Origin of the sequence: Pantoea phyllosphaerae (genome assembly GCF_051025595.1) — a bacterium.
Taxonomy (GTDB): domain Bacteria; phylum Pseudomonadota; class Gammaproteobacteria; order Enterobacterales; family Enterobacteriaceae; genus Pantoea.
Window position 1 is genome coordinate 309116 of sequence record NZ_JBPFDE010000003.1, and the last position, 21303, is coordinate 330418.

At 61.3% G+C, this 21303-nt stretch carries 19 protein-coding genes; 6 read left to right on the plus strand and 13 right to left on the minus strand.

Annotated elements, in window-relative coordinates:
• Positions 1–256: 256 nt before the first annotated feature.
• The 3 genes from crl to gpt form a co-directional block, all read right to left on the minus strand.
• Positions 257–655: a sigma factor-binding protein Crl gene (crl, locus tag ACR6A7_RS06905; RefSeq protein ID WP_033752802.1), complete on the minus strand. Its 399-nt coding sequence runs from the start codon at positions 653–655 to the stop codon at positions 257–259.
• A gap of 58 nt (positions 656–713) precedes the next feature.
• A complete protein-coding gene (gene frsA / locus ACR6A7_RS06910; RefSeq protein WP_434124102.1) occupies positions 714–1964 on the minus strand; it encodes an esterase FrsA in 1251 nt (416 codons plus the stop codon).
• A gap of 136 nt (positions 1965–2100) precedes the next feature.
• A complete protein-coding gene (gpt, locus tag ACR6A7_RS06915) occupies positions 2101–2562 on the minus strand; it encodes a xanthine phosphoribosyltransferase (protein WP_033752804.1) in 462 nt (153 codons plus the stop codon).
• Between the two features lie 253 nt (positions 2563–2815).
• Between gpt and pepD the strand changes: the two genes are divergently transcribed.
• The 4 genes from pepD (at position 2816) to ACR6A7_RS06935 (ending at position 8121) form a co-directional block, all read left to right on the plus strand.
• Entirely contained in the window at positions 2816–4273 is a 1458-nt protein-coding gene (gene pepD, locus ACR6A7_RS06920; protein WP_434124103.1) for a beta-Ala-His dipeptidase, read from the plus strand.
• Positions 4274–4531: 258 nt separating this feature from the next.
• A complete protein-coding gene (locus tag ACR6A7_RS06925) occupies positions 4532–6037 on the plus strand; it encodes a sugar ABC transporter ATP-binding protein (protein WP_434124104.1) in 1506 nt (501 codons plus the stop codon).
• On the plus strand, positions 6034–7032 hold the full coding sequence (locus ACR6A7_RS06930; protein WP_434124105.1) for an ABC transporter permease: 999 nt from the start codon (positions 6034–6036) through the stop codon (positions 7030–7032). Before ACR6A7_RS06925 ends, ACR6A7_RS06930 begins: the two co-directional genes overlap by 4 nt.
• A 24-nt stretch (positions 7033–7056) precedes the next feature.
• Positions 7057–8121 carry a sugar ABC transporter substrate-binding protein gene (locus tag ACR6A7_RS06935; RefSeq protein WP_434124106.1) on the plus strand — a complete coding sequence of 355 codons (1065 nt, stop codon included), beginning with the start codon at positions 7057–7059 and terminating at the stop codon, positions 8119–8121.
• A 365-nt stretch (positions 8122–8486) separates the two neighbouring features.
• Here ACR6A7_RS06935 and ACR6A7_RS06940 read toward each other — a convergent pair whose 3' ends face one another.
• The 6 genes from ACR6A7_RS06940 to ACR6A7_RS06965 all read right to left on the minus strand — a co-directional run bounded on the left by ACR6A7_RS06940 (position 8487) and on the right by ACR6A7_RS06965 (position 15474).
• The gene (locus ACR6A7_RS06940; protein WP_434124107.1) at positions 8487–9629 is read right to left on the minus strand and encodes a glycerate kinase; all 1143 of its coding nucleotides are present in this window, start codon (positions 9627–9629) and stop codon (positions 8487–8489) included.
• Between the two features lie 80 nt (positions 9630–9709).
• Complete coding sequence (gene garR, locus ACR6A7_RS06945) at positions 9710–10594, minus strand: 2-hydroxy-3-oxopropionate reductase (RefSeq protein WP_434124109.1); 885 nt, start codon at positions 10592–10594, stop codon at positions 9710–9712.
• Between the two features lie 19 nt (positions 10595–10613).
• Entirely contained in the window at positions 10614–11384 is a 771-nt protein-coding gene (gene garL, locus ACR6A7_RS06950) for a 2-dehydro-3-deoxyglucarate aldolase (protein WP_434124133.1), read from the minus strand.
• A 45-nt stretch (positions 11385–11429) separates the two neighbouring features.
• Positions 11430–12761 (minus strand): glucarate dehydratase, encoded by a 1332-nt coding sequence (gudD, locus tag ACR6A7_RS06955; RefSeq protein WP_434124110.1) that lies wholly within the window; start codon positions 12759–12761, stop codon positions 11430–11432.
• 10 nt (positions 12762–12771) lie between these two features.
• Entirely contained in the window at positions 12772–14118 is a 1347-nt protein-coding gene (locus tag ACR6A7_RS06960) for an enolase C-terminal domain-like protein (RefSeq protein ID WP_434124111.1), read from the minus strand.
• Between the two features lie 9 nt (positions 14119–14127).
• Positions 14128–15474 carry an MFS transporter gene (locus ACR6A7_RS06965; protein ID WP_434124112.1) on the minus strand — a complete coding sequence of 449 codons (1347 nt, stop codon included), beginning with the start codon at positions 15472–15474 and terminating at the stop codon, positions 14128–14130.
• Between the two features lie 556 nt (positions 15475–16030).
• Between ACR6A7_RS06965 and garD the strand changes: the two genes are divergently transcribed.
• Positions 16031–17590 carry a galactarate dehydratase gene (gene garD, locus ACR6A7_RS06970; protein ID WP_434124113.1) on the plus strand — a complete coding sequence of 520 codons (1560 nt, stop codon included), beginning with the start codon at positions 16031–16033 and terminating at the stop codon, positions 17588–17590.
• Between the two features lie 38 nt (positions 17591–17628).
• Here the strand turns inward: garD and ACR6A7_RS06975 are convergent, their stop codons facing one another.
• From ACR6A7_RS06975 to syd, 4 genes are all read right to left on the minus strand, one after another.
• The gene (locus ACR6A7_RS06975) at positions 17629–18075 is read right to left on the minus strand and encodes a flavodoxin (protein ID WP_434124114.1); all 447 of its coding nucleotides are present in this window, start codon (positions 18073–18075) and stop codon (positions 17629–17631) included.
• A gap of 11 nt (positions 18076–18086) precedes the next feature.
• A complete protein-coding gene (gene truC / locus ACR6A7_RS06980) occupies positions 18087–18863 on the minus strand; it encodes a tRNA pseudouridine(65) synthase TruC (protein ID WP_434124115.1) in 777 nt (258 codons plus the stop codon).
• The gene (locus tag ACR6A7_RS06985) at positions 18863–19186 is read right to left on the minus strand and encodes a YqcC family protein (RefSeq protein ID WP_434124116.1); all 324 of its coding nucleotides are present in this window, start codon (positions 19184–19186) and stop codon (positions 18863–18865) included. The genes truC and ACR6A7_RS06985 overlap by 1 nt, the downstream gene beginning before the upstream one ends.
• A gap of 569 nt (positions 19187–19755) precedes the next feature.
• Positions 19756–20325, minus strand: coding sequence for a SecY-interacting protein (syd, locus tag ACR6A7_RS06990; RefSeq protein ID WP_434124117.1), 570 nt, complete (start codon positions 20323–20325; stop codon positions 19756–19758).
• A gap of 62 nt (positions 20326–20387) precedes the next feature.
• Between syd and queF the strand changes: the two genes are divergently transcribed.
• Positions 20388–21233 carry an NADPH-dependent 7-cyano-7-deazaguanine reductase QueF gene (gene queF, locus ACR6A7_RS06995; RefSeq protein ID WP_434124118.1) on the plus strand — a complete coding sequence of 282 codons (846 nt, stop codon included), beginning with the start codon at positions 20388–20390 and terminating at the stop codon, positions 21231–21233.
• The last annotated feature ends 70 nt before the right edge of the window (positions 21234–21303 follow it).

Below are 21303 nucleotides of genomic sequence, written 5' to 3' on the forward strand. Positions count from 1 at the left end.
GACCGGGCATTTCAATGAGCAGCGTTGATTACCCAGCGTTTATCACGTGGATTTAGTTAATATCGATAATCAAATAAGCCGGGAAGATATTGGGTGTCGGCAGGAAGAATTAAATAAAAGCGCGGAAGTAAAAAGAGGATAAAAACGCGTCAGGAAATATCGCTAAAGCGGTAGAAAATATAAGCGCAGCGCCAGCGCAGCAATAATGCAGAACAGGCATAGCCGAAGCGAATCGAACTATGCCTGCCGTTCAGGGTTACGCGCTGAGATCGACCGGCTCTTTAAAGCCGCTGGCGGGCGTCAGCCCCAGGTTCAGCTCCTGCAGCATCGCTTTCAGGCGGGTATGGAAGTTACGCAGCGTCTCTTCCACCTTCTGTGCGTTCTCTTTTCCCTTGATGTTCGCCACGGACCAGTCGCCATCTTTATCGAACAGGCCAATATGATAAACGTAGGTAAAATGGTCTTGCTGTGCGTCCAGCTCCATCCACCAGCCCCAGAACTCGCGGCTTTCCGGCGCGGGTTTAACATTGACGCAGGCGGCCAGGCAGTCGAAAAAGAACCGCGTTTCTTCACATTTCCCTTCGCGGATATACGGTCCCAGCTCGGTGAAGCGCTTAAGCAGGCGACTACGGGGGTGACCACTCGGTAACGTCATGCTAATTCTCCATAAGTTTGACCGTTAGTATTAAAGCAAAGCGCTGTGAATTTGCCAGCTACTGTTGTAACCGCTTTGCCAGCCAGTCGCAAACCTCATTCAGCGCGCGCTCGAAATTTGCCAGCGCGGGCCTGGCTCCGATCGGCAGCAGTTTGCCGTCGGCGGAGGAGCTGGCGATCAGCCGCGCATCCTCTTCCGGGCCGAAAGGATCGCCCGGCCAGTAGCCCGCGAGCATCGGCGTCGGGGTGCGGCGGCCCAGCAGCCCCTGTACTTTAAGCGAGTAGCGATTCAGCTCGGTGCGCAGCGCGCTGTCGCGGGTAAACGCCATGCCGAGGCGGCTGGCGAGCATATCCATATACATATCCGGGATGGCGTCCTGCTGCTGCGCGCTGGTCAGCAGGCTATGCACCATCGGGCCAAGCGTCGCGACGGCGCGCAGCCGCGGCGCTTCCAGATAGGCAAGCCGCACCGCGACGTTGGCGCCAAAGCGATAGCCGAACGCCGCCACGCGCCGGTGATCGATCCAGGGCACGTTCGCCAGATCGCGCAGCACCTGCTGATGCAGAAAGCTGGTGTCCTGGTTGAGCCGCCACTTCACGGAGAAGCCCACCGACGGCATATCCAGCGTCAGCATGGCGATGCCGCGCGGCGCCAGGTAGTCATGGAACAGGCGATAGTGATCGCTTTGCAGCGAGTCGAGGCCGCCGCACAGCAGCACGGTGGGATACGGCGCCGAGGCGTTGGGCGGCATATGCAGAAAGCCGGTGATCGGGCTGCCGCCTTCAATATTAAAGCTCAGCGCCTTGAGTTCGCCGGGCAGTCGACGCGTCGCCTCTTCGTAGGCGCGATTCGCCAGCGTCTGCGCCTGGTCCGCCAGCTCATCGCCTTTGATATAGGGGTAGGCGGCCATGCTAAAGAGGTGCGAGGCGCGCAGCCAGTATTCGCCAGCCAGACTGTCGTCGCGCTCTTCCTGCGCACGCGCCTGCCAGTGGCCCGCCTGCTTCGACCACTCAAACGCCCAGTTGCCGCTGCGAAAACCGATCACGGTGTCGAGCAGCGCATCATCGGTATGGCGCTGGTCGCTGATGGCGATACGCGCCAGCACTTCACTGATCTCCTGCGGCGGCACGCCGCGCCACGTCCACATCAGTTTGTTGAGCATGCGATACCAGCCGTGCTGGCTGCTGCCGTCCAGCGTCGCTTCGACATCTACCTGGTGAGCGTGGTGCTGGCGATGTACCAGCGAGGAGGTTTCGGGGTAGTTGTAGTGCGGCTTAAATAGCTCTTCGCTGAGATTTTTGCTCGACATGCTCGGTTCTCCTGACGGCTCTGGCAGAGGCTAAGTGTACTGCAGGGTCAGGAGCGGCGCGAGGTGCAAAAGAGCGCAGTGCGCGGCGGCAGAAAGCACAACGCCCGGCAAGCCGGGCGTTGTTAACACGAAACGATCAGGCGCCTTTAACGATAGGCGGAATGTAAACCACGCCCATGTCCCACGGCTGCTCAATCCAGGTGTTCTGCGGGATATCCACCACGTAGTCGTCCACCAGCGGGCGGCCTGCCGGCTTGGCGAAGATGGTGACGAAGTGCGCTTTGGGATACATCTCGCGGATCGCCTGCGCGGTGCCGCCGGTGTCGACCAGGTCGTCGATGACGATAAAGCCTTCGCCGTCGCCTTCCGCGCGCTTAAGCACGGTCATTTCGCGCTGATGGTCGTGGTCGTAGCTGGAGATGCAGACGGTGTCGACATAGCGAATGCCGAGCTCGCGCGCCAGCAGAGAAGCCGGCACCAGGCCGCCGCGGCTGACCGCGATAATGCCCTTCCACTGTTCGACAGGCAGCAGACGCTGGGCCAGTTTGCGGGCATGAATCTGCAGCATGTCCCAGGTAACGACGTATTTTTCACTCATGAATAGCGATCCCAGCCAGTTTAATCGGCTTAAAAATGTGCAACGGGAAAAAGGTTGCGCGAGATTATAAGGATCCTCAGCGCTAAAAACCAGCATCCGAACCACTGGTTGCGGCTTTTTAGCGCGCCTGAGTACGCACCCGGCGATAACAGTGATATTCTCAGCCCCATCACGTCAGATTCGCTGACGGCGACCATTCACTGGAAACTCGCGCACACCGGCCTGGCCGGCGCACTGACACAGGAGACCTGTCGTGTCTGAATTGTCTCAGCTTTCTCCCCAACCGCTGTGGGATATCTTCGCCAAAATCTGCTCTATTCCGCACCCCTCTTTTCATGAAGAGGCGCTGGCCACCTATATTGTCGGCTGGGCGAAAGAGCAGGGTTTTTGGGTCGAGCGCGACGCGGTCGGCAATATCCTGATCCGCAAACCGGCAACCGCCGGGATGGAAAACCGCACGCCGGTGGCGCTGCAGGCGCACCTCGATATGGTGCCGCAGAAAAACAACGACACCGCCCATGACTTCACCAAAGATCCGATTCAGCCCTATATTGATGGCGAATGGGTAAAGGCGCGCGGCACCACGCTGGGCGCCGACAACGGCATCGGCATGGCGTCCGCGCTGGCGGTGCTGGCCGACAACAGCCTGACCCACGGCCCGCTGGAGGTGCTGCTCACCATGACCGAAGAGACCGGCATGGACGGCGCCTTCGGTCTGCAGCCGAACTGGCTGCAGGCGGAGATCCTGATCAACACCGACTCGGAAGAGGAAGGCGAGATCTATATGGGCTGCGCGGGCGGCATCGACTTTATCACCACCCTGCCGCTGACGCGCGAAGCGGTTCCGGCCGGTTTCGAAACGCTGAAGCTGACCCTGAAAGGGCTACGCGGCGGCCACTCCGGCGCAGATATCCATATGGGCCTCGGCAACGCCAATAAGCTGCTGGCGCGCTTCCTCGCCGCGCACGCCGCCGAGCTCGACCTGCGTCTGATTGACTTTACCGGCGGCACGCTGCGCAACGCCATCCCGCGTGAAGCCTTTGCCACGCTGGCGGTCGAAAGCCATAAAGTCGACGCGCTGAAATCCGCGGCGGCGCACTTCCTGCTGGCGCTGCAAAACGAGCACGGCGTGAAAGAGCAGAACATCAACGTCGTTACCGAGCCGCTGGCGCATCAGGGCGAGGCGCTGAGCGCGGAGAGTCGCGACCGCTTCCTGAACCTGCTGAACAGCACGCCGAACGGCGTTATTCGCAACTCCGACGTGGCGAAAGGCGTGGTGGAGACCTCTCTTAACGTCGGCGTCGTTACCATGGATCACGATAAGGCGGAGATTAACTGCCTGATCCGCTCGCTGATCGACACCGGTCGCGACTACGTAGTGCAGATGCTGACCTCCCTCGGCCAGCTCGCTGGCGCGCAGACCAAACCGAAAGGCGGCTATCCGGGCTGGCAGCCGGACGCTAACTCACCGATTATGGCGCTGACCCGTCAGACCTATATTGCGCTGTTCGACAAAACGCCGAACATTCAGGTGATCCACGCCGGTCTCGAGTGCGGCCTGTTCAAGAAGCCTTACCCGGACATGGATATGGTTTCTATCGGCCCGACCATCACCGGTCCGCACTCGCCGGACGAGCAGGTGCATATTGAGAGCGTCGGCCTTTACTGGAAACTGCTCACCACCCTGCTGAATGCGATCCCAGCAAAGTAAGCGCGTCACCTTTTGATAAACCAGGCTTCGGCCTGGTTTTTTTATGTCCGCGCGCCGCGCCAGCATAAAACACCACTTCTTTTTGCTTCCCTGCTGTAAAACACCAGCGTTCTTTGACGCGCCAGCTTTAGCCGCCAAACTATCCAGATGTCTGGATGGCTAATAAGATTTCGTGCTAGCTTATGCGCTTTCGGCTGTTGCCGCGCCTGAAACTTCAGGAAAAAATTGCGGCCAGTCAGTTACAGGGAGCCTGAGCTAATGAGTGCCTTAAACCGCCTTGAGATGCGCAATATCTCACTCGCATTCGGCGGATTCGCCGCGCTGACGCAGGTCGATTTCGTCGCGGAAGGCCACTCGGTGCATGCGCTGACCGGCGCTAACGGCGCGGGCAAATCGACGCTGATGGCGGTGCTCTCTGGCGCGCACAGCCACTACAGCGGCGAAATCTGGCTGGACGGCGCGCCGGTGTCGATACGCAGCCCGCGCGACGCGAAACAACTCGGCATACACCTGGTGCAGCAGGAGGTGGACGTGGCGCTGGTGCCTCAACTCAGCGTGGCAGAGAACATCCTGCTGGATCGGCTGGCCGAACCGGGGCACGGCTTTCGCTGGCGCGCTATTCGCCGCCAGGCGCGCGCCCTGCTGGCGCAGCTCGAGGCGAACATTGACGTGAACCAACAGGTGGAGCGCTGCACGCTGGCGGAGAAGCAGCAGATTTTGCTGGCGCGCGCGCTGTCGCACCACTGTCGCTTTCTGATCCTCGACGAACCGACCGCCCCGCTCGACCAGCACGAAAGCGAGCGGCTGTTCGCCGTGGTGCGCCGCCTGCAAAACAGCGGCATCGGCGTGGTGTTTATCTCGCACCGCATCCACGAGCTGAAGGCGATCTGCGACCGCCTGACGGTGCTGCGCGACGGCCGCCTGATCGAGAGCGGTCCGATGGCGGCGCTGAGCGGCGAGCAGATCGTCGAGAAGATGCTCGGCCATCAGCTGACCGATATCTATCCGCCGCGCCGTCCCGCCAGCGCGCAGCCGCTGCTGCTGGCGGTCGAGGGGCTGCACGACGATCGGCTGCTGCAGGATATTTCGCTGCGGCTGCACCAGGGCGAGATCCTTGGCATCGCCGGGCTGGCGGGCGCGGGCAAAACCGAGCTGTGCAAAGCGCTGTTCGGCGCCAGCAAAAGCCGCGTCACGCGCGGCGAACTGCACGGCAGGCCGTGGCGGCCGCGCTCGCCGCACGATTCAGTGAGCCAACGCGTGGCGCTGGTGCCGGAAGAGCGACGTAAAGAGGGTATTTTTATCGACGAGTCAGTGGCGATGAATCTCAGCGTCAGCGCCGACAGCAGCTTTTCGCGCTGGAGCCTGTTTGACCATCGCCAGGCGTGGCGCTGGGCGGAAGCGGTGATCGCGCGTCTGAACGTGCGCACCACCGGCCCGGGGCAGCCGCTGCGCCGCCTCTCCGGCGGCAACCAGCAGAAGATCGCCATCGGCAAGTGGCTGCGCAGCCACGCCGACGTGCTGATTTTTGATGAGCCGACCAAAGGGGTCGATATCAAGGCGAAAACCGAACTGTTCCGCTTAATTAGCGGTCTGGCGCAGGAAGGCAAAGGGGTGATTTACGCCTCTGGCGAATTTTCCGAGCTGGTTGGGCTGTGCGACCGAATTTGCGTGCTCTGGGATGGACGCATCGTGGCCGAGCTGGACGGGCGCGCGGCCACCGAAGAGACGCTTCTGCTTTATTCCACTGGAGGAACCCCTGCGTGAGCAGCAAAGAGATTACCCTGACCGCGGCGACGCCGCTGCGCCATCGACTGTTCGACTTCCTCTATAAGTGGGGCATGCTGATCACGGTCGCCCTGCTGATCGCCGGCTTCGGCATCGCCTCCGACAGTTTTCTCGAGCCCAACAACATCATCAATATCCTGCGCTCTATCGCCATCGTGACGGTGATCGCCGTGGGGGTCTCGGTGTCGCTGACCGTCGGCGGCTTCGATCTGTCGGTCGGCTCCACCGCCTCGCTGGCCAACGCGCTGGTGATCTCGCTGTTCGTCTGGTACGGCATGAACAGCGTCGAGGCGATTGCGCTGACCCTGGCGCTCTGCACGCTGATCGGGCTGTTCAACGCCTTTCTGATCGTGATGCTGCGCATTCCCGATATGCTGGCGACGCTCGCCACGCTGTTTATTATCCAGGGCGTCGCGATGACCTATAGCTTCGGTGGTTCGATCACGGAAAACATGGTGATGCCGAGCGGCGATATGGCGGAAGGTACGATTCCGGCGGGCTTCGGCCTGCTCGGCCAGGTGCCGGTGATCGTCATTATTATGCTGGTGGTGACCGTTGTGGCGCAGCTGGCGCTGTCGCTCACCACCCACGGCCGCCGCATGTACGCGCTGGGCGGCAACCCGGAAGCGGCGCGCCTCTCCGGCATCCGCACCACGCGCTACCGCGTGCTGGCCTATGTAATCGCCTCGCTGCTGGCGGGCCTGGGCGGCATTCTGCTGGCGTCGCGCATCGGCTCGTCGCAGGTCAATGCCGGCGGCGGCTACCTGATGGACGCCGTGGCGGCCGCCTGGATCGGCCTGTCGCTGGCGGGTGCCGGCAAGCCCAATGCGCTCGGTACGCTGGTAGGCGCGGTGCTGCTCGGCGTGCTGCAAAACGGGCTGGTGATGCTCTCCGTTCCCTATTACGCCATGGACATTATTAAAGGACTGGTGCTGGCTCTGGCACTGGCGATGACCTACGTTCAGCGCCGCTAACGCTGATTAACCTGGAAAAAGACAATGAAAAAGATAACGCTCTCTCTGCTGGCCGCAAGCCTGTTCGCCGCCAGCGCCATCGCTGATACGGTTGTCCCTGTGCCTGCGGCCATCGCCAGTCACCAGGGACCGGTGCGCATTGCGGTGATCCGCAACCTGGGCTCCGACGACAACACCACGCAGTTTGTCGCGGGCGCCATTCAGGAGGGCCGCAAGCTGGGCTTTAAGGTCAGCACCTTCCTCAGCAACGGCGACGACGCGCGTTTCCAGGACTTCGTGAACCAGGCGATCAGCCAGAAATATGACGGCATTATTCTGTCGCACGGCAAAGCGCCCTATGCCAGCGGTCTGGTGAAGCGCGTCGCCGACGCGGGCATTAAAGTGTCGGTGTTCGACACCCCGGTTGATGCGCCGATCCCCGGCGTGACCGTCACCGCGCAGGATGACGCCTCCCTGGCGCAGGCGTCGCTCGGCCAGCTGATCAAAGATTTCAACGGCAAGGCCAATATCGTCAAGCTGTGGGTTGCCGGTTTCCCGGCAATGGAGCGCCGTCAGGTGGTGTATGAGAAGTTGCTGAAGGAGAATCCAGGCATTCATCAGCTGGAGTCGATCGGCGCGGTCTCCTCCGACGTGCAGGGCGATACCGCCAATAAGATCGGCGCGATCCTGGCAAAGTACCCGAAAGGTAAGATCGATGCGATCTGGGGGGCGTGGGACGCCTTTAGCCAGGGTGCCTATAAGGCGCTGCAGGAGAACGGCCGCACCGAGATCAAGCTCTACAGCATTGACGTTTCTAACCAGGATCTGCAGCTGATGCGCGAAAAGAATAGCCCGTGGGTGCAGACGGTCGCGGTCGATCCGAAAACCATCGGCGCGGTGAATATGCGCCTGGTGGCGAATAAGATCGCCGGCGAAGCCACGCCCGCCAGCTACGATTTTAAAGGCGCTTCAATCTCTCAGCAGCAGCTGAACAGCCAGCAGGGCGCGATTAACGTGGCGTCGCTGAACAAGATCGTCCCCGGCTGGGGCGGCAATAACGATTTCGTCGCGCCGTGGTTCGCGACGCTGGAAGCGAAATACAAAAAGTAAAACAGAAAGCGGCCTGAGGATGAATGCCTGTCAGTAAAGGTCATTTTCAGGTAAGGCCGCTGTTTTCTCAAAATGGCGGCCCTTTCTTATACGCAGGTGAGCTGTTGGGGCGGGCCAGCAGGCTGGTGCCACTCTGGGGCGGGCATTTCGCAGCGCTGAACAGAGTGAGTCTGCCAGGAGAGCCCGCAGGGAAGCGGGCGAAAGGTGGGCTGGAACAGGGATGTTCCATCCCACCGGTCCGTCAGGCAGATGAATGACGTGAAGGGACCGCGTCAGCGGCGCGAGGACCGCCAGCCCCAGAGTGGCACCAGACTGCGTTATCATCCCATGCTTAACTGACAAGCATTAGCCTGAAGGCCGTATTTCTACCGCATCGCGCCGCCGATCTTCAGCGTCGCGGCGATATTGCGCGCCGCCAGCCGCAGATTGGTCTCGGCATTCGTCAGCGCCTCCTCCAGCGTGCAGATGCTGTAAAGCACGCTGAATACCGCGTCCAGACCGTGCTGATGCACCACGCCGACATCCGCCGTCAGGCTGCCGGCAATGCCGATCACCGGCTTATTAAACTGCTTCGCCACCTGCGCCACGCCAATCGGCACCTTGCCGTTGATGCTCTGGCTGTCGATACGCCCTTCGCCGGTGATCACCAGCGAAGCGTCTTTGACCTGCTCCGCCAGCCCGAGCGCCTCGGTGACGATTTCAATGCCGCGCCGCAAATCCGCCTGGCAGAAGGCGTGCAGCGCCGCGCCCATGCCGCCCGCCGCGCCGCCGCCGGGAATATGCAGCACGTCGATATCGAGATCGCGCTGAATAATCGCCGCATAGTGCGCCAGCGCGCTGTCCAGCTGCTCGACAAGCTGCGGCGTCGCGCCTTTCTGCGGGCCGAAGATAGCTGACGCACCGTCGCGGCCGGTCAGCGGGTTGGTGACGTCGCACGCCACTTCGAAACGGCACTGCCGCACGCGCGCGTCCAGCCCGCTGATATCAATTTTTGCCAGTAAAGGCAGCGCGCCGCCGCCGAAGCCGATATCGTTCTGCTGCGCATCCAGCAGCCGCGCGCCCAGCGCCTGCATCATGCCCGCGCCGCCGTCGTTGGTGGCGCTGCCGCCGATGCCGATAATGATATGCCCGACCCCCTTGTCCAGCGCGCTCTTGATCAGCTCGCCGGTGCCGAACGAGGTGGTGGTGAGAGGATTGCGCTGCGCGGCGGGCACCAGCTCCAGCCCGCTGGCGGCCGCCATTTCGATAAAGGCGGTGCGCGCGTCGCCGGAGAGGCCGTAGAAGGCGTCGACCGGCGCGCCGAGCGGTCCGGTGACGCGCAGGTTGACGATGCTCCCTGCCGTCGCCGCCACCATCGCCTCAACCGTGCCTTCGCCGCCGTCGGCAACCGGTATCTTCACGTAGGTGGCGTCAGGAAAAATCTCGCGGAAGCCCGCCTCAATCGCGGTTGCCACCCCTGAGGCGGATAAACTCTCTTTGTATGAATCCGGTGCGATTACGATTTTCATAGGCAATCCAGGCGCTGTTGATAGACGGTTCATCATCCGTGATGGCGCAGTGCAGCGGCCGCGCCGGCCGCTGCGACGCGTTAACGGGTTATCTCAACCTTGGCTAATTTTTCATAATAGCAGGCAAGCGCGCTATGGTCGGCGTTGCCCTGGCCGTCGTTGCGCAACGCCTGCATCATCTCCATCACCGCGGCGGTGAGCGGCAGATGAGCGCCGATGCCGTGCGAGGTATCAAGCGCGTTGGCCAGATCCTTAATATGCAGGTCGATGCGGAAGCCTGGCTTGAAGTTGCGATCCAGCACCATCGGCGCTTTAGCGTCGAGCACGGTGCTGCCCGCCAGCCCGCCGCGGATCGCCTGATAGACCAGCTCGGGATTAACGCCCGCCTTGGTCGCCAGCGACAGCGCTTCCGACATCGCCGCGATATTGAGCGCCACAATCACCTGGTTCGCCAGCTTGGTGACGTTGCCCGCGCCGATATCGCCGGTGTGCACCACCGATCCCGCCATCGCCTTCATGATCTCGTAGCAGCGATCGAAGACCGCTTTGTCGCCGCCCACCATCACGGAAAGCGTGCCTTCGATCGCTTTCGGCTCGCCGCCGCTCACCGGCGCATCGAGCATTTTGATACCCTTCTCCGCCAGCGCGTCATGCACCTCGCGGCTGGCGAGCGGCGCGATAGAACTCATATCAATGACGATCAGGCCCGGCTTCGCGCCGTCGATGATGCCGTTTTCGCCCAGGCAAACCTCTTTCACCTGCGGCGAGTTGGGCACCATGGTGATCACCACGTCAACCTGTTCCGCCACCTCTTTCGGCGATGTCGCCACGGTGGCGCCCAGCGCGCTTAATTCCGCTTCGTTGCTGGCGTTGTGATCGCGCACCACCAGAGAATAACCGGCTTTCACCAGGTTTTTACTCATCGGTTTGCCCATAATGCCGAGGCCGATAAATCCAATTTTCATTGCCTTTCCCCTTCGTCAGTTACTTCTTAAATTTGTCGCACAACGCCTGCGTCGCGTTGCGGAAGACCCCTAAGTCGCTGCCCACCGCCACGAAGCTGGCGCCCCATTCGAGATAGCGGCGCGCGTCTGCTTCGACCGGCGCGAGGATGCCGCTCGGCTTGCCCGCCGCTCTGGCGCGCTCGAAGACATGCTTAATCACCTTCAGCACCTCAGGGTGCGCAGGCTGGCCGAGATAGCCGAGCGCGGCGGAGAGATCGCCTGGTCCGACGAAGATGCCGTCGACGCCCTCTACCGCGGCGATGGCGTCGATATTGTCGACCGCCTGCTGGGTTTCAATCTGCACCAGCACCGTGATGTTGTCGTTCACCGTGGCGTTGTAGTCGGGCAGCGTGCCGTACATATTGCTGCGGTGCGACACCGAGACGCCGCGAATGCCAGCGGGTGGATAGCGGGTCGAGGCCACGGCGCGCAGCGCCTCCTCTTCCGTTTCCACAAATGGGATCAGGAAGTTGTAGAAACCGATATCCAGCAGGCGCTTGATGATCACCGGTTCGTTGCAGGGCGGACGCACCACCGGCGCGCTGACGCTACCCTTGAGCGCCATCAGCTGCGGCACGAAGGTGGTAATGTCGTTGGGCGCATGTTCGCCGTCCAGCACCAGCCAGTCGAAACCGGCCAGGCCGAGCACTTCAGTGGTGACAGGGTTCGCCAGCGCGCACCAGCTGCCGATCAGGGTTTCTCCTGCCAGCAGACGACGGCGAAATGCGTTCGGCCAGGCTGTGTTACTCATCATCTCTTCTCCCGTTACAACTGCTCCCCGCAGGGAGCCTAAAAGTTAGCGCACCAGACAGGGACGTTTATTGTCGAAGGTCCAGTTCGGTACCAGAAACTGCATCGCCTGCGCATCGTCGCGCGCGCCCAGCCCATGTTTTTGATAAAGCGCGTTGGCCTGCATCACCTGATCCATATCCAGCTCGACGCCCAGCCCCGGCTTCTGCGGCACCTGCACCATGCCGCCTTTGATCTGCAGCGGCTCTCTGGTCAGGCGCTGGTTGCCCTCCTGCCAGATCCAGTGGGTGTCGATGGCGGTAATGGCGCCTGGCGCGGCGGCGGCGACGTGGGTGAACATCGCCAGCGAGACGTCGAAGTGGTTGTTGGAGTGCGAGCCCCAGGTCAGGCCGAAGTCGTGGCACATCTGCGCCACGCGCACCGAGCCCTGCATGGTCCAGAAGTGCGGGTCGGCCAGCGGAATATCGACCGACTGCAGCGACAGCGTATGGCCCATCTGCCGCCAGTCGGTGGCGATCATATTGGTGGCGGTCGGCAGGCCGGTGGCGCGGCGGAACTCCGCCATCACCTCGCGGCCGGAATAGCCCTGCTCGGCGCCGCACGGATCTTCCGCATAGGCCAGCACCCCTTTCAGCTGCTTGCCGAGCAGGATCGCCTCGTTGAGCGACCAGGCGCCGTTGGGATCGAGCGTAATGCGTGCCTCTGGAAAGCGCTTCGCCAGCGCGATCACCGCCTCCGCCTCTTCGCCGCCGCGCAGCACGCCGCCCTTGAGCTTGAAGTCGTTAAAGCCGTACTTGTCATACGCCGCCTCGGCCAGCCGCACCACCGCGTCCGGCGTCAGCGCCTCTTCGTGGCGCAGGCGATACCAGTCGCAGGCCTCATCTTCCTGGCTCTGGTAGGGCAGCGCGGTCTTTTTACGATCGCCGACGTAAAACAGGTAGCCGAGCATCTCGACGCGGTCGCGCTGCTGCCCGTCGCCCAGCAGCGTAGCGACGTTGACCTGCAGATGCTGGCCCAGCAGATCGAGCAGCGCCGCCTCAATGCCGGTGACCACGTGAATGGTGGTGCGCAGGTCAAAAGTCTGGCTGCCGCGTCCCGACGAATCGCGGTCGGCGAAGGTGCTGCGCACCAGGCTGAGTACGTTTTTGTACTCGCCAACCGTTTTGCCGATCACCAGCGCCGCCGCATCCTCCAGCGTCTGGCGGATTTTCTCGCCGCCGGGGATTTCGCCGACGCCGGTGTGGCCCGCGTTATCTTTGATAATCACAATATTGCGGGTGAAAAAAGGCGCGTGCGCGCCGCTCAGGTTGAGCAACATGCTGTCATATCCGGCGACCGGAATAACCTGCATTGCTGTGACTTTCGGTGTCGAACTCATCTCCTGCTCCTTACGCTGTGGCGCGGCCGAATGCCGGGCGCTTACGGTCGAACGTCCAACCGGGAATCAGATACTGCATGGCGGTGGCGTCGTTACGCGCGCCCGCCGGCAGCGATTTAAAGAGGTCGTTGGCCTGGCGCAGCCGATCCCAGTCCAGCTCGACGCCGAGCCCCGGCGCGTCGGGCACGGCGATTTTGCCGTTGCGGATCTGCAGCGGCTCTTTGGTCAGGCGCTGGTCGCCCTCCTGCCAGATCCAGTGGGTATCGAGCGCGGTCGGATTGCCCGGCGCGGCTGCGCCAACGTGGGTAAACATCGCCAGCGAAATATCGAAGTGGTTATTGGAGTGGCAACCCCAGGTGAGCCCCCACTCGTCGCAGAGCTGCGCCACGCGCACCGCGCCGCTCAGCGTCCAGAAGTGCGGATCGGCCAGCGGAATATCGACCGCGTTGAGCATCACCGCGTGGTTCATCTCGCGCCAGTTGGTGGCGATCATATTGGTGGCGACCGGCAGCCCGGTGGCGCGGCGGAACTCCGCCATCACCTCGCGGCCGGAATAGCCCTGCTCGGCGCCGCACGGATCCTCCGCGTAGGTCAGCACCTCGCCCATGCCTTTGCAGAGGCGGATCGCCTCGTCCAGCGTCCATGCGCCGTTGGGATCGACGGTAATGCGCGCGTCTGGAAAACGCCGCTTCAGCGCCGCCGCGGAGGCAATCTCCTGCTCGCCCGGCAGCACGCCGCCTTTGAGTTTGAAATCCTTAAAGCCATATTTGTCCTGCGCCGCCTCCGCCAGACGCACCACCGCGTCGGGCATCAGCGCCTCCTGATGGCGCAGGCGATACCAGTCGTGATTGCCGTTCTCACCGCTCTGGTAGGGCAGATCGGTTTTACGGCGGTCGCCGATATAGAAGAGATAGCCGAGCACCGTCACCTCGTCGCGCTGCTGGCCGGGGCCGAGCAGCTCCGCCACCGGCACGCCGAGGCACTGGCCGAGCAGGTCGAGCAGCGCCGCCTCCAGCGCGGCGACCGCGTTGACGCGCAGCTCAAAGGTCCAGGCGCCTTTGCCGAAGGTGTCGAAATCGGCCGACTGGTTGCCTTTGTGCACCTGCTGCACCAGCCGGTTCATGCGCGCCACCTGCTGGCCCTCGACCTGCGGGATCGCCTCGACCAGCGTCTGGTAGATGGTGTCGCCGCCCGGTGCTTCCCCGACGCCGGTATGCCCGGCGCTGTCGGTCAGCACCACGATATTGCGGGTAAAGCAGGCGTTGTGCGCGCCGCCGATATTCAGCAGCATGCTGTCATACCCGGCGACCGGGATCACCTGCATGCGGGCGATGGTTGGCGTGCTTTGCGTAGACATATTCTCTCCTTATGTCCGCGGTTTTAGTTCGATACGTTTGATATCGCCTGCAATCACCAGGAAGCTGAACGCGGCGACGAACGCATGGATGCCGACATAGATCAGCGCGCCTTCAAACGAACCGCTGGTGGCGATGATGTAGCCGATCGCGATCGGCGTGACGATGCCGGAGAAGTTGCCGAACATATTGAACAGGCCGCCGCTCAGGCCGCTGATCTCTTTCGGCGCGGTATCCGCCATCACCGCCCAGCCCAGCGCGCCGATGCCTTTGCCGAAGAAGGCGAGCGCCATAAAGAACACCACCACCCATTCGGTGTCGCTGTAGTTACACATCACCATGCTGATAGAGAGCAGCATGCCGAGCACGATAGGCGTTTTGCGCGCGATGTTGAGCGAACCGGTTTTACGCATCAGGTAATCGGAGATGACGCCGCCCAGCACGCCGCCGAGGAAGCCGCACACCGCCGGAACCGAAGCGATCATCCCCGCTTTCAGGATCGACATACCGCGCGCCTGCACCAGATAGACCGGGAACCAGGTGATAAAGAAGTAGGTGAGCGCATTGACGCAGTACTGGCCGAGATAGATGCCCAGCATCATACGCGAGGAGAGCAGCTGCTTGATCTGGAACCATTTCTCATCCCAGCTCACTTTCTGCTGCGCCTTTTTCGCATCCATATTGATCAGCGCGCCGCCCTGCTCCATATACTCCAGCTCAGCTTTGTTCACGCCAGGATGGTCTTTGGGATCGTGGATCACTTTCAGCCAGACAAAGCTGAGAATGATGCCAAGGCCGCCCATAAACCAGAACACGTGCGCCCAGCCCACCTCGGCCACCAGCCAGCCCATAATCGGCGCAAAAATTACCGTGGCGAAATACTGCGCGGAGTTGAAAATTGCCACCGCGGTGCCGCGCTCCTGCGCCGGGAACCAGGCCGCGACGATGCGGCTGTTGCCCGGGAACGACGGCGCTTCAGCCAGGCCGACCATAAAGCGCAGCAGAAACAGCGAAACGATAATGCCGAAGCCGCTGAAGATATCGACGAAGCCCTGCAGCAGAGTAAAAAGCGACCAGAGGAAGATACTCCAGAAGTAGACGCGTTTTGATCCAAAGCGGTCCAGCAGCCAGCCGCCTGGGATCTGGCCGATAACATAGGCCCACGAGAACGCCGAGAAGATGTAGCCCAGTCCAACCGCGTCGAGGCCGATATCTTTCGACATGGCGGAACCGGCGATGGAAATGGTGGCGCGGTCGCCGTAGTTGAACGAGGTGACGATAAACAACATCACCACGATCCAGTAGCGGGCGTTGGTGCGCTTCTGCACCGCTTCCGCCGTCTGGCTGTAACTATTCATGATGCACTCCTGAAATATAGCGTTTGCTACATTCGCTCTGACTGCATACACATCGCGTTGGGTATCAGAGAGAAGTCGGGTTAAACACGGCGATTTTTTATAGGGGCAAACCGATAGTGCGTCGTGACGAATAACCTAACGTCGTATAACGAAAGCCAGTATAGGAATGACAAAAGGCGGAGGCACTGGAAGAACGCCTGACAATAACGGCCCGAATGCACGCATTATCTGGCAGTTGCACAGTAGACTGCGGCGCGCCTCACGGAACCCGGTTTTTTCCGTCTGAAATGGCGATTAATTGAGCAAAGGTCGACGCCTTTGTGAGACTCTTCACTTGCTTTTGGATAAGAGAACTAAAAAGCAGCGTAAATGGAGGGAAATAGCGGACAGTTGCACAATGCGGCGGGCAACCTGCATTCATATACTAAGGCTGGCAAATCCGATGTGCGACATCAGAAACGATAACGCGCCGCCACGAACGGCGCGCCGGGCCGCTGACCCGGCCAGCAAAGGCACTTTATTAACGACTCGCGTATGCATGACTGGAAGGTGAGCGATGAACCGAATTCTCAATGAGCCGCCGCTTTATATCAAAGTCCATGAAGATGACAATGTCGCTATCGTGGTCAACAACCAGGGGCTGCCAGCAGGCACGACCTTTCCCGACGGGCTGACGCTGACGGAGCATGTGCCGCAGGGGCATAAAGTGGCGCTCGCCGCGATTCCGCAGGGCGCGGCCATTTTCCGCTATGGCGAAGTGATCGGCTATGCGCTGCGTGATATCGCGCAAGGCGGCTGGATCGACGAGTCGCTGGTGGCGCTGCCCGAAGCGCCACCGCTCGCCAGCCTGCCGCTGGCGACTAACGTGCCGCCCGAGCTGCCGCCGCTGGAAGGCTACACCTTTGAAGGCTACCGCAACGCGGATGGCAGCGTCGGCACGCGCAACCTGCTCGGCATTACCACCAGCGTGCACTGCGTGGCGGGCGTGGTGGACTATGTGGTGCAGATTATCGAGCGCGATCTGCTGCCGAACTATCCGAACGTCGATGGCGTCGTGGCGCTCAACCACCTTTACGGCTGCGGCGTGGCGATTAACGCGCCGGCGGCGGTGGTGCCGATCCGCACCATTCATAACCTGGCGCTGAATGCCAACTTCGGCGGCGAAATCATGGTGGTGAGCCTCGGCTGCGAGAAGCTACAGCCCGAGCGTCTGCTGACCGGCACCAGCGATGTGCAGGCGATCTCGCTGGACGATAGCGACATTGTGCGCTTGCAGGATGAGCGCCATATCGGCTTCGGCGCGATGGTGGAAGAGATCCTCAGCGTGGCGAAAAAACATCTTGAGCGCCTCAACCGCCGCCAGCGCGAAACCTGCCCCGCCTCTGCGCTGATTGTCGGCACGCAGTGCGGCGGCAGCGACGCCTTTTCCGGCGTGACCGCCAATCCCGCCGTGGGCTTCGCCTCCGATCTGCTGGTGCGCTGCGGCGCAACGGTGATGTTTTCGGAAGTGACCGAAGTGCGCGACGCGATCCATCTGCTGACGCCGCGCGCCATTAATGAAGAGGTGGGCAAGCGACTGCTGGAAGAGATGGCGTGGTATGACGACTATCTTGACCAGGGCCAGACCGACCGCAGCGCCAACCCTTCGCCCGGCAATAAAAAGGGCGGACTGGCGAACGTGGTGGAAAAAGCGCTGGGATCGATCGCCAAGTCGGGCCGCAGCGCCATTGTCGAGGTGCTGTCGCCGGGTCAGCGCCCGACGCGGCGCGGGCTGATCTACGCCGCCACGCCCGCCAGCGATTTTGTCTGCGGCACCCAGCAGATGGCGTCGGGCATTACGCTGCAGGTCTTTACCACCGGGCGCGGCACGCCTTACGGTCTGGCGGCCATTCCGGTGATCAAGATGGCGACGCGCAACGCGCTGGCCGATCGCTGGCACGACCTGATGGATATCAACGCTGGCACTATCGCTACGGGCGAGGAGACTATCGAGCAGGTCGGCTGGCGGCTTTTCCACCTGATACTGGATATCGCCAGTGGCCGCCAGCAAACCTGGTCGGATCGCTGGGGTATTCGCAATCAGCTGGCGGTATTTAATCCGGCGCCGGTGACCTGATAAAGGCGCGCGCTGCGCGGCGGCAGCGCGCGATTAACTCACAGCGCTTTTCCCCAGGCCTCGACCCAGGGTGAGGTGACCGTCTCCGGCTCAGGATCTTCGGTTGCGTCCACCAGCAGCACTTCGCCGACGCGCTGCGCGCCCTGCTCCTGCAACAGCGCGTCAAAGCTTTTACCCGCCCCGCAAAAATGATCGTAGCTGCTGTCGCCGAGCGCGATGACGCCGTAACGCAGCGTCGGCTGATAGCCCAGCTTATCTTTCACGTCGTGATAAAGCGCAGCGATGTTGTCGGGGAAATTGCCCTGGCCGGTGGTCGAGGTGATCACCAGCGCGACGTCGCCGCCGTACGCCTGCCACTGCGCGAGGGTCGGATCGTCATAGAGCGCAACCTCGTGCCCCTGCGCCTGTAAAACAGGCTGCGCCTCTTCCGCCACCAGCAGCGCGTTACCGTATACCGTACCTACAAAAATGCCAATCTTCGCCATGTGCCTGCTCCTTAAGCTGAGGTGCTATCCTCGCCTGCCGCGACCGCAAACTCAAGCCCTGCGGCGGCGAACGCCGCCTGCCAGCCGAACTCGCCGGCCAGCCGCTGCCAGACCGCATCCAGCCCGGCGCGGATCACCAGCGGTTCGCCGGTTACCGGGTGCGTCAGCGCCAGGCTGCTGGCGTGCAGCATCAGGCGGTCGGCGCCGAAATGCTGCGCCGCGCCGCGATTTTGCCGCAGATCGCCGTGGGTGGTGTCGCCGATAATCGGGTGGCGCAGATGCGCCATATGGCGGCGCAGCTGATGCTTGCGGCCCGTGTGCGGCGAGAGCTGCATCAGGCTATAGCGCGCGCTGGGATAGCGGCCAATCGCTATTGGCATTTCCGCCCAGGCCAGCGCCTGATAGTCGGTCACCGCTGGCTGCGGCGCGCGCGCTTCCGTAGCGAACTTATCGGCGATCTTGTCCAGCTCTTCCACCAGCGGATAGTCGAGCGTGCCGCTCTCCTGCAGCCAGCCGCGCGTCACCGCGTGGTAGGTTTTTCGCATCTGATGCTGCTCGAACTGCTGCGACAGCAGGCGTCCCACTTCGCTGGAGAGGCCCATCAGCAACACGCCGGAGGTTGGGCGGTCAAGCCGATGCGCGGTAAAGACATGCTGGCCGATCTGGTCACGTACGGTCTGCATCACCACGACCTTCTCTTTGCGATCCAGCCAGCTGCGATGCACCAGCCAGCCGGCGGGTTTATTGACCGCCACCAGCCATTCATCCTGATAGATAATCTCCAGCATCAGGCGGGGTCGTCCATAAACAGCGCGTCGAGCTGGGTCAGGCTATGCAAAATTGGCGCATGACCCGGCGTGGCGGCGGGCAGCGCGACGTCAAAATAGGGGGCGACAGCGAAATTTTGCGGCAGCGGCTGCTGCGCGGCGACAAGTGCCCGCATACGCGGAATAAGCACCCACTGGAGCCATTCGAGCGGCTCCAGCGTGTCGAGACAGAAAGGCTGGCTGCTGGCGAGCGCGCTGGCGGACGGGGGCGTTTCCTGCCAGTGATGGTGATCGCGCAGCAGCGCTTCAAGCTGCTCCAGCCGTTGTAACAGTAAAGGGGTCATAGGTCACCTCCAGCGAGCGGTAAATTCGGGCCGCAAGCATACCACCGCCAGACACGGGCGCAAAAAAAGGGAGCACTGTTAAAACAGTGCTCCCGGTTCGTTTGCAGCTTTCCCGCTACTTAGATGCTCCCTGCCTCATCCGTGACAACTTTTCCTGTACGCCATCCTGCGCTTATCGTCCTGACAACTCCTTTAGCTTCCAGGCCCACCGCGCATCATGTGCGGCTCTCATTCTCCTTCCTGGAGGTGTCCCTGACTCTCTCCTGAGTATCCTGCTTCATCCTGAAGCCTTCCGTGTGACGTAAACTCCGTTACGGTCCCGCCTCCTGGCATGACGTATCCTGACGCTATCTTCAATCCTCTGGCTTCCTGCCAACTGCTGACTATTCTGGCAGAGGGCGCTGAATAAACAAGGTACTAAACAGCGTTACTTTATATGTTTATAGACCAAATTTAGGAGTAATGCCATTAAGTCAATGATTCACAATATTTTTACATTACAGACTTCTGGACGCCTCTTGAGAATAATGCCAATCTCTCACACTACATGTAAGAGATATCTCACAAGGTCACTGGCGATTATCTGCAAAGCCCGGTATAACCACCTGTAAATTCTTAAGAAACGTCTGAGCATTTTCCGCCAGAATTTCACGTTTTTTGGTGCCGGGTTGTTCAAGAATGACCTCGCCGGTCAGATTGCAAATCGAGACGATCTCCTGCTCCGATTCAGTGGCGGCGATAAAGAGCGTCGGCGTCTGTTTCAGGCGGCGCTTCATGATCAGATGCCCGATCAGATTCTCCTGCAGCCGCAAAAAATCCTCTTCGCTCCAGACCTGCAGCAGCGACAGCTCAAGGTGCGCAAAGCGCGCCGCCATATCGCCCGCGAACTGCGCGGTATAAAAAGCGGCAATATCCGCCTGAAGCGTGATCTCCAGCGCGCGCTCTACCGCCTCCAGCGTGGTGGGTAGGGTAAAGGGCTGCGGCTGCCACCATATCTCATCCGCCTGGGTGGCGATAATACAGGGCGACGGCACGCCATAAAGTGCCTGGCTGGCGGGCGCGTGGCCGGTGCGCTGTTGCCAGGCGTCGCAGTAGCGGGCGGTAAATTCGCGCAGGGCATCCATGGTCTGTTGCATCACTCTTTTTCTCACGTCTGATGGGTTACACTTATCCACTTTGTTTTGTATCACGGGTAACCGCTATGTCTTTATATGAAAAGGATCAGGCGCTGAGCAGCCTGACCCTGGGCAAACCTACAGCCTACCACGATCGGTACGATCCCAGCCTGCTTCAGGCGGTGCCGCGCAGCCTGAACCGCACGCCGCTGGGGCTTACATCCGATTCGCTGCCCTTTACCGGCGCGGATATCTGGACGCTTTACGAACTCTCCTGGCTTAACAGCAAGGGCGTGCCGCAGGTGGCGCTGGGCGAAGTGGTGCTGAACGCCACCAGCGAACATCTTATCGAGTCGAAAAGTTTTAAGCTCTACCTTAACAGCTTTAACCAGACGCGCTTCGATAACTGGGGCGACGTGCGCCAGACGCTCGAGCGCGACCTTAGCGCCTGCGCGCAGGGCGAGGTCAGCGTCGCGCTGTTCCGCCTGAGCGAAATCGAGGGCCAGCCCATCGGACAGTTTAGCGGTTACTGCATCGACGAGCAGGATATCGCCATCACGGACTACAGCTTCAATGCCGACTACCTTGCCGGTGCGGCGGACGGCGACGTCGTGGAAGAGACGCTGGTCAGCCATCTGCTGAAATCCAACTGTTTGATCACCAACCAGCCCGACTGGGGTTCGGTGATGATCCGCTACAAAGGCCCGCGCATCGACCGCGAAGCCCTGCTGCGCTACCTGATCTCCTTCCGCCAGCACAATGAGTTCCACGAGCAGTGCGTGGAGCGCATCTTTAACGATCTGATGCGCTTCTGCCAGCCGCAGCAGCTTACCGTCTATGCGCGCTACACGCGCCGCGGCGGTCTGGATATCAATCCGTGGCGCAGCAACGTGCCTTTTACGCCGGGATATTCCCGTCTGGCGCGTCAGTAGCTTTGCGAGGCCTCTCGCAGCCTGCGCGTCAAAGGTTGCGTTCCCCTTGAGCATTGAGGGTCGACAAGGC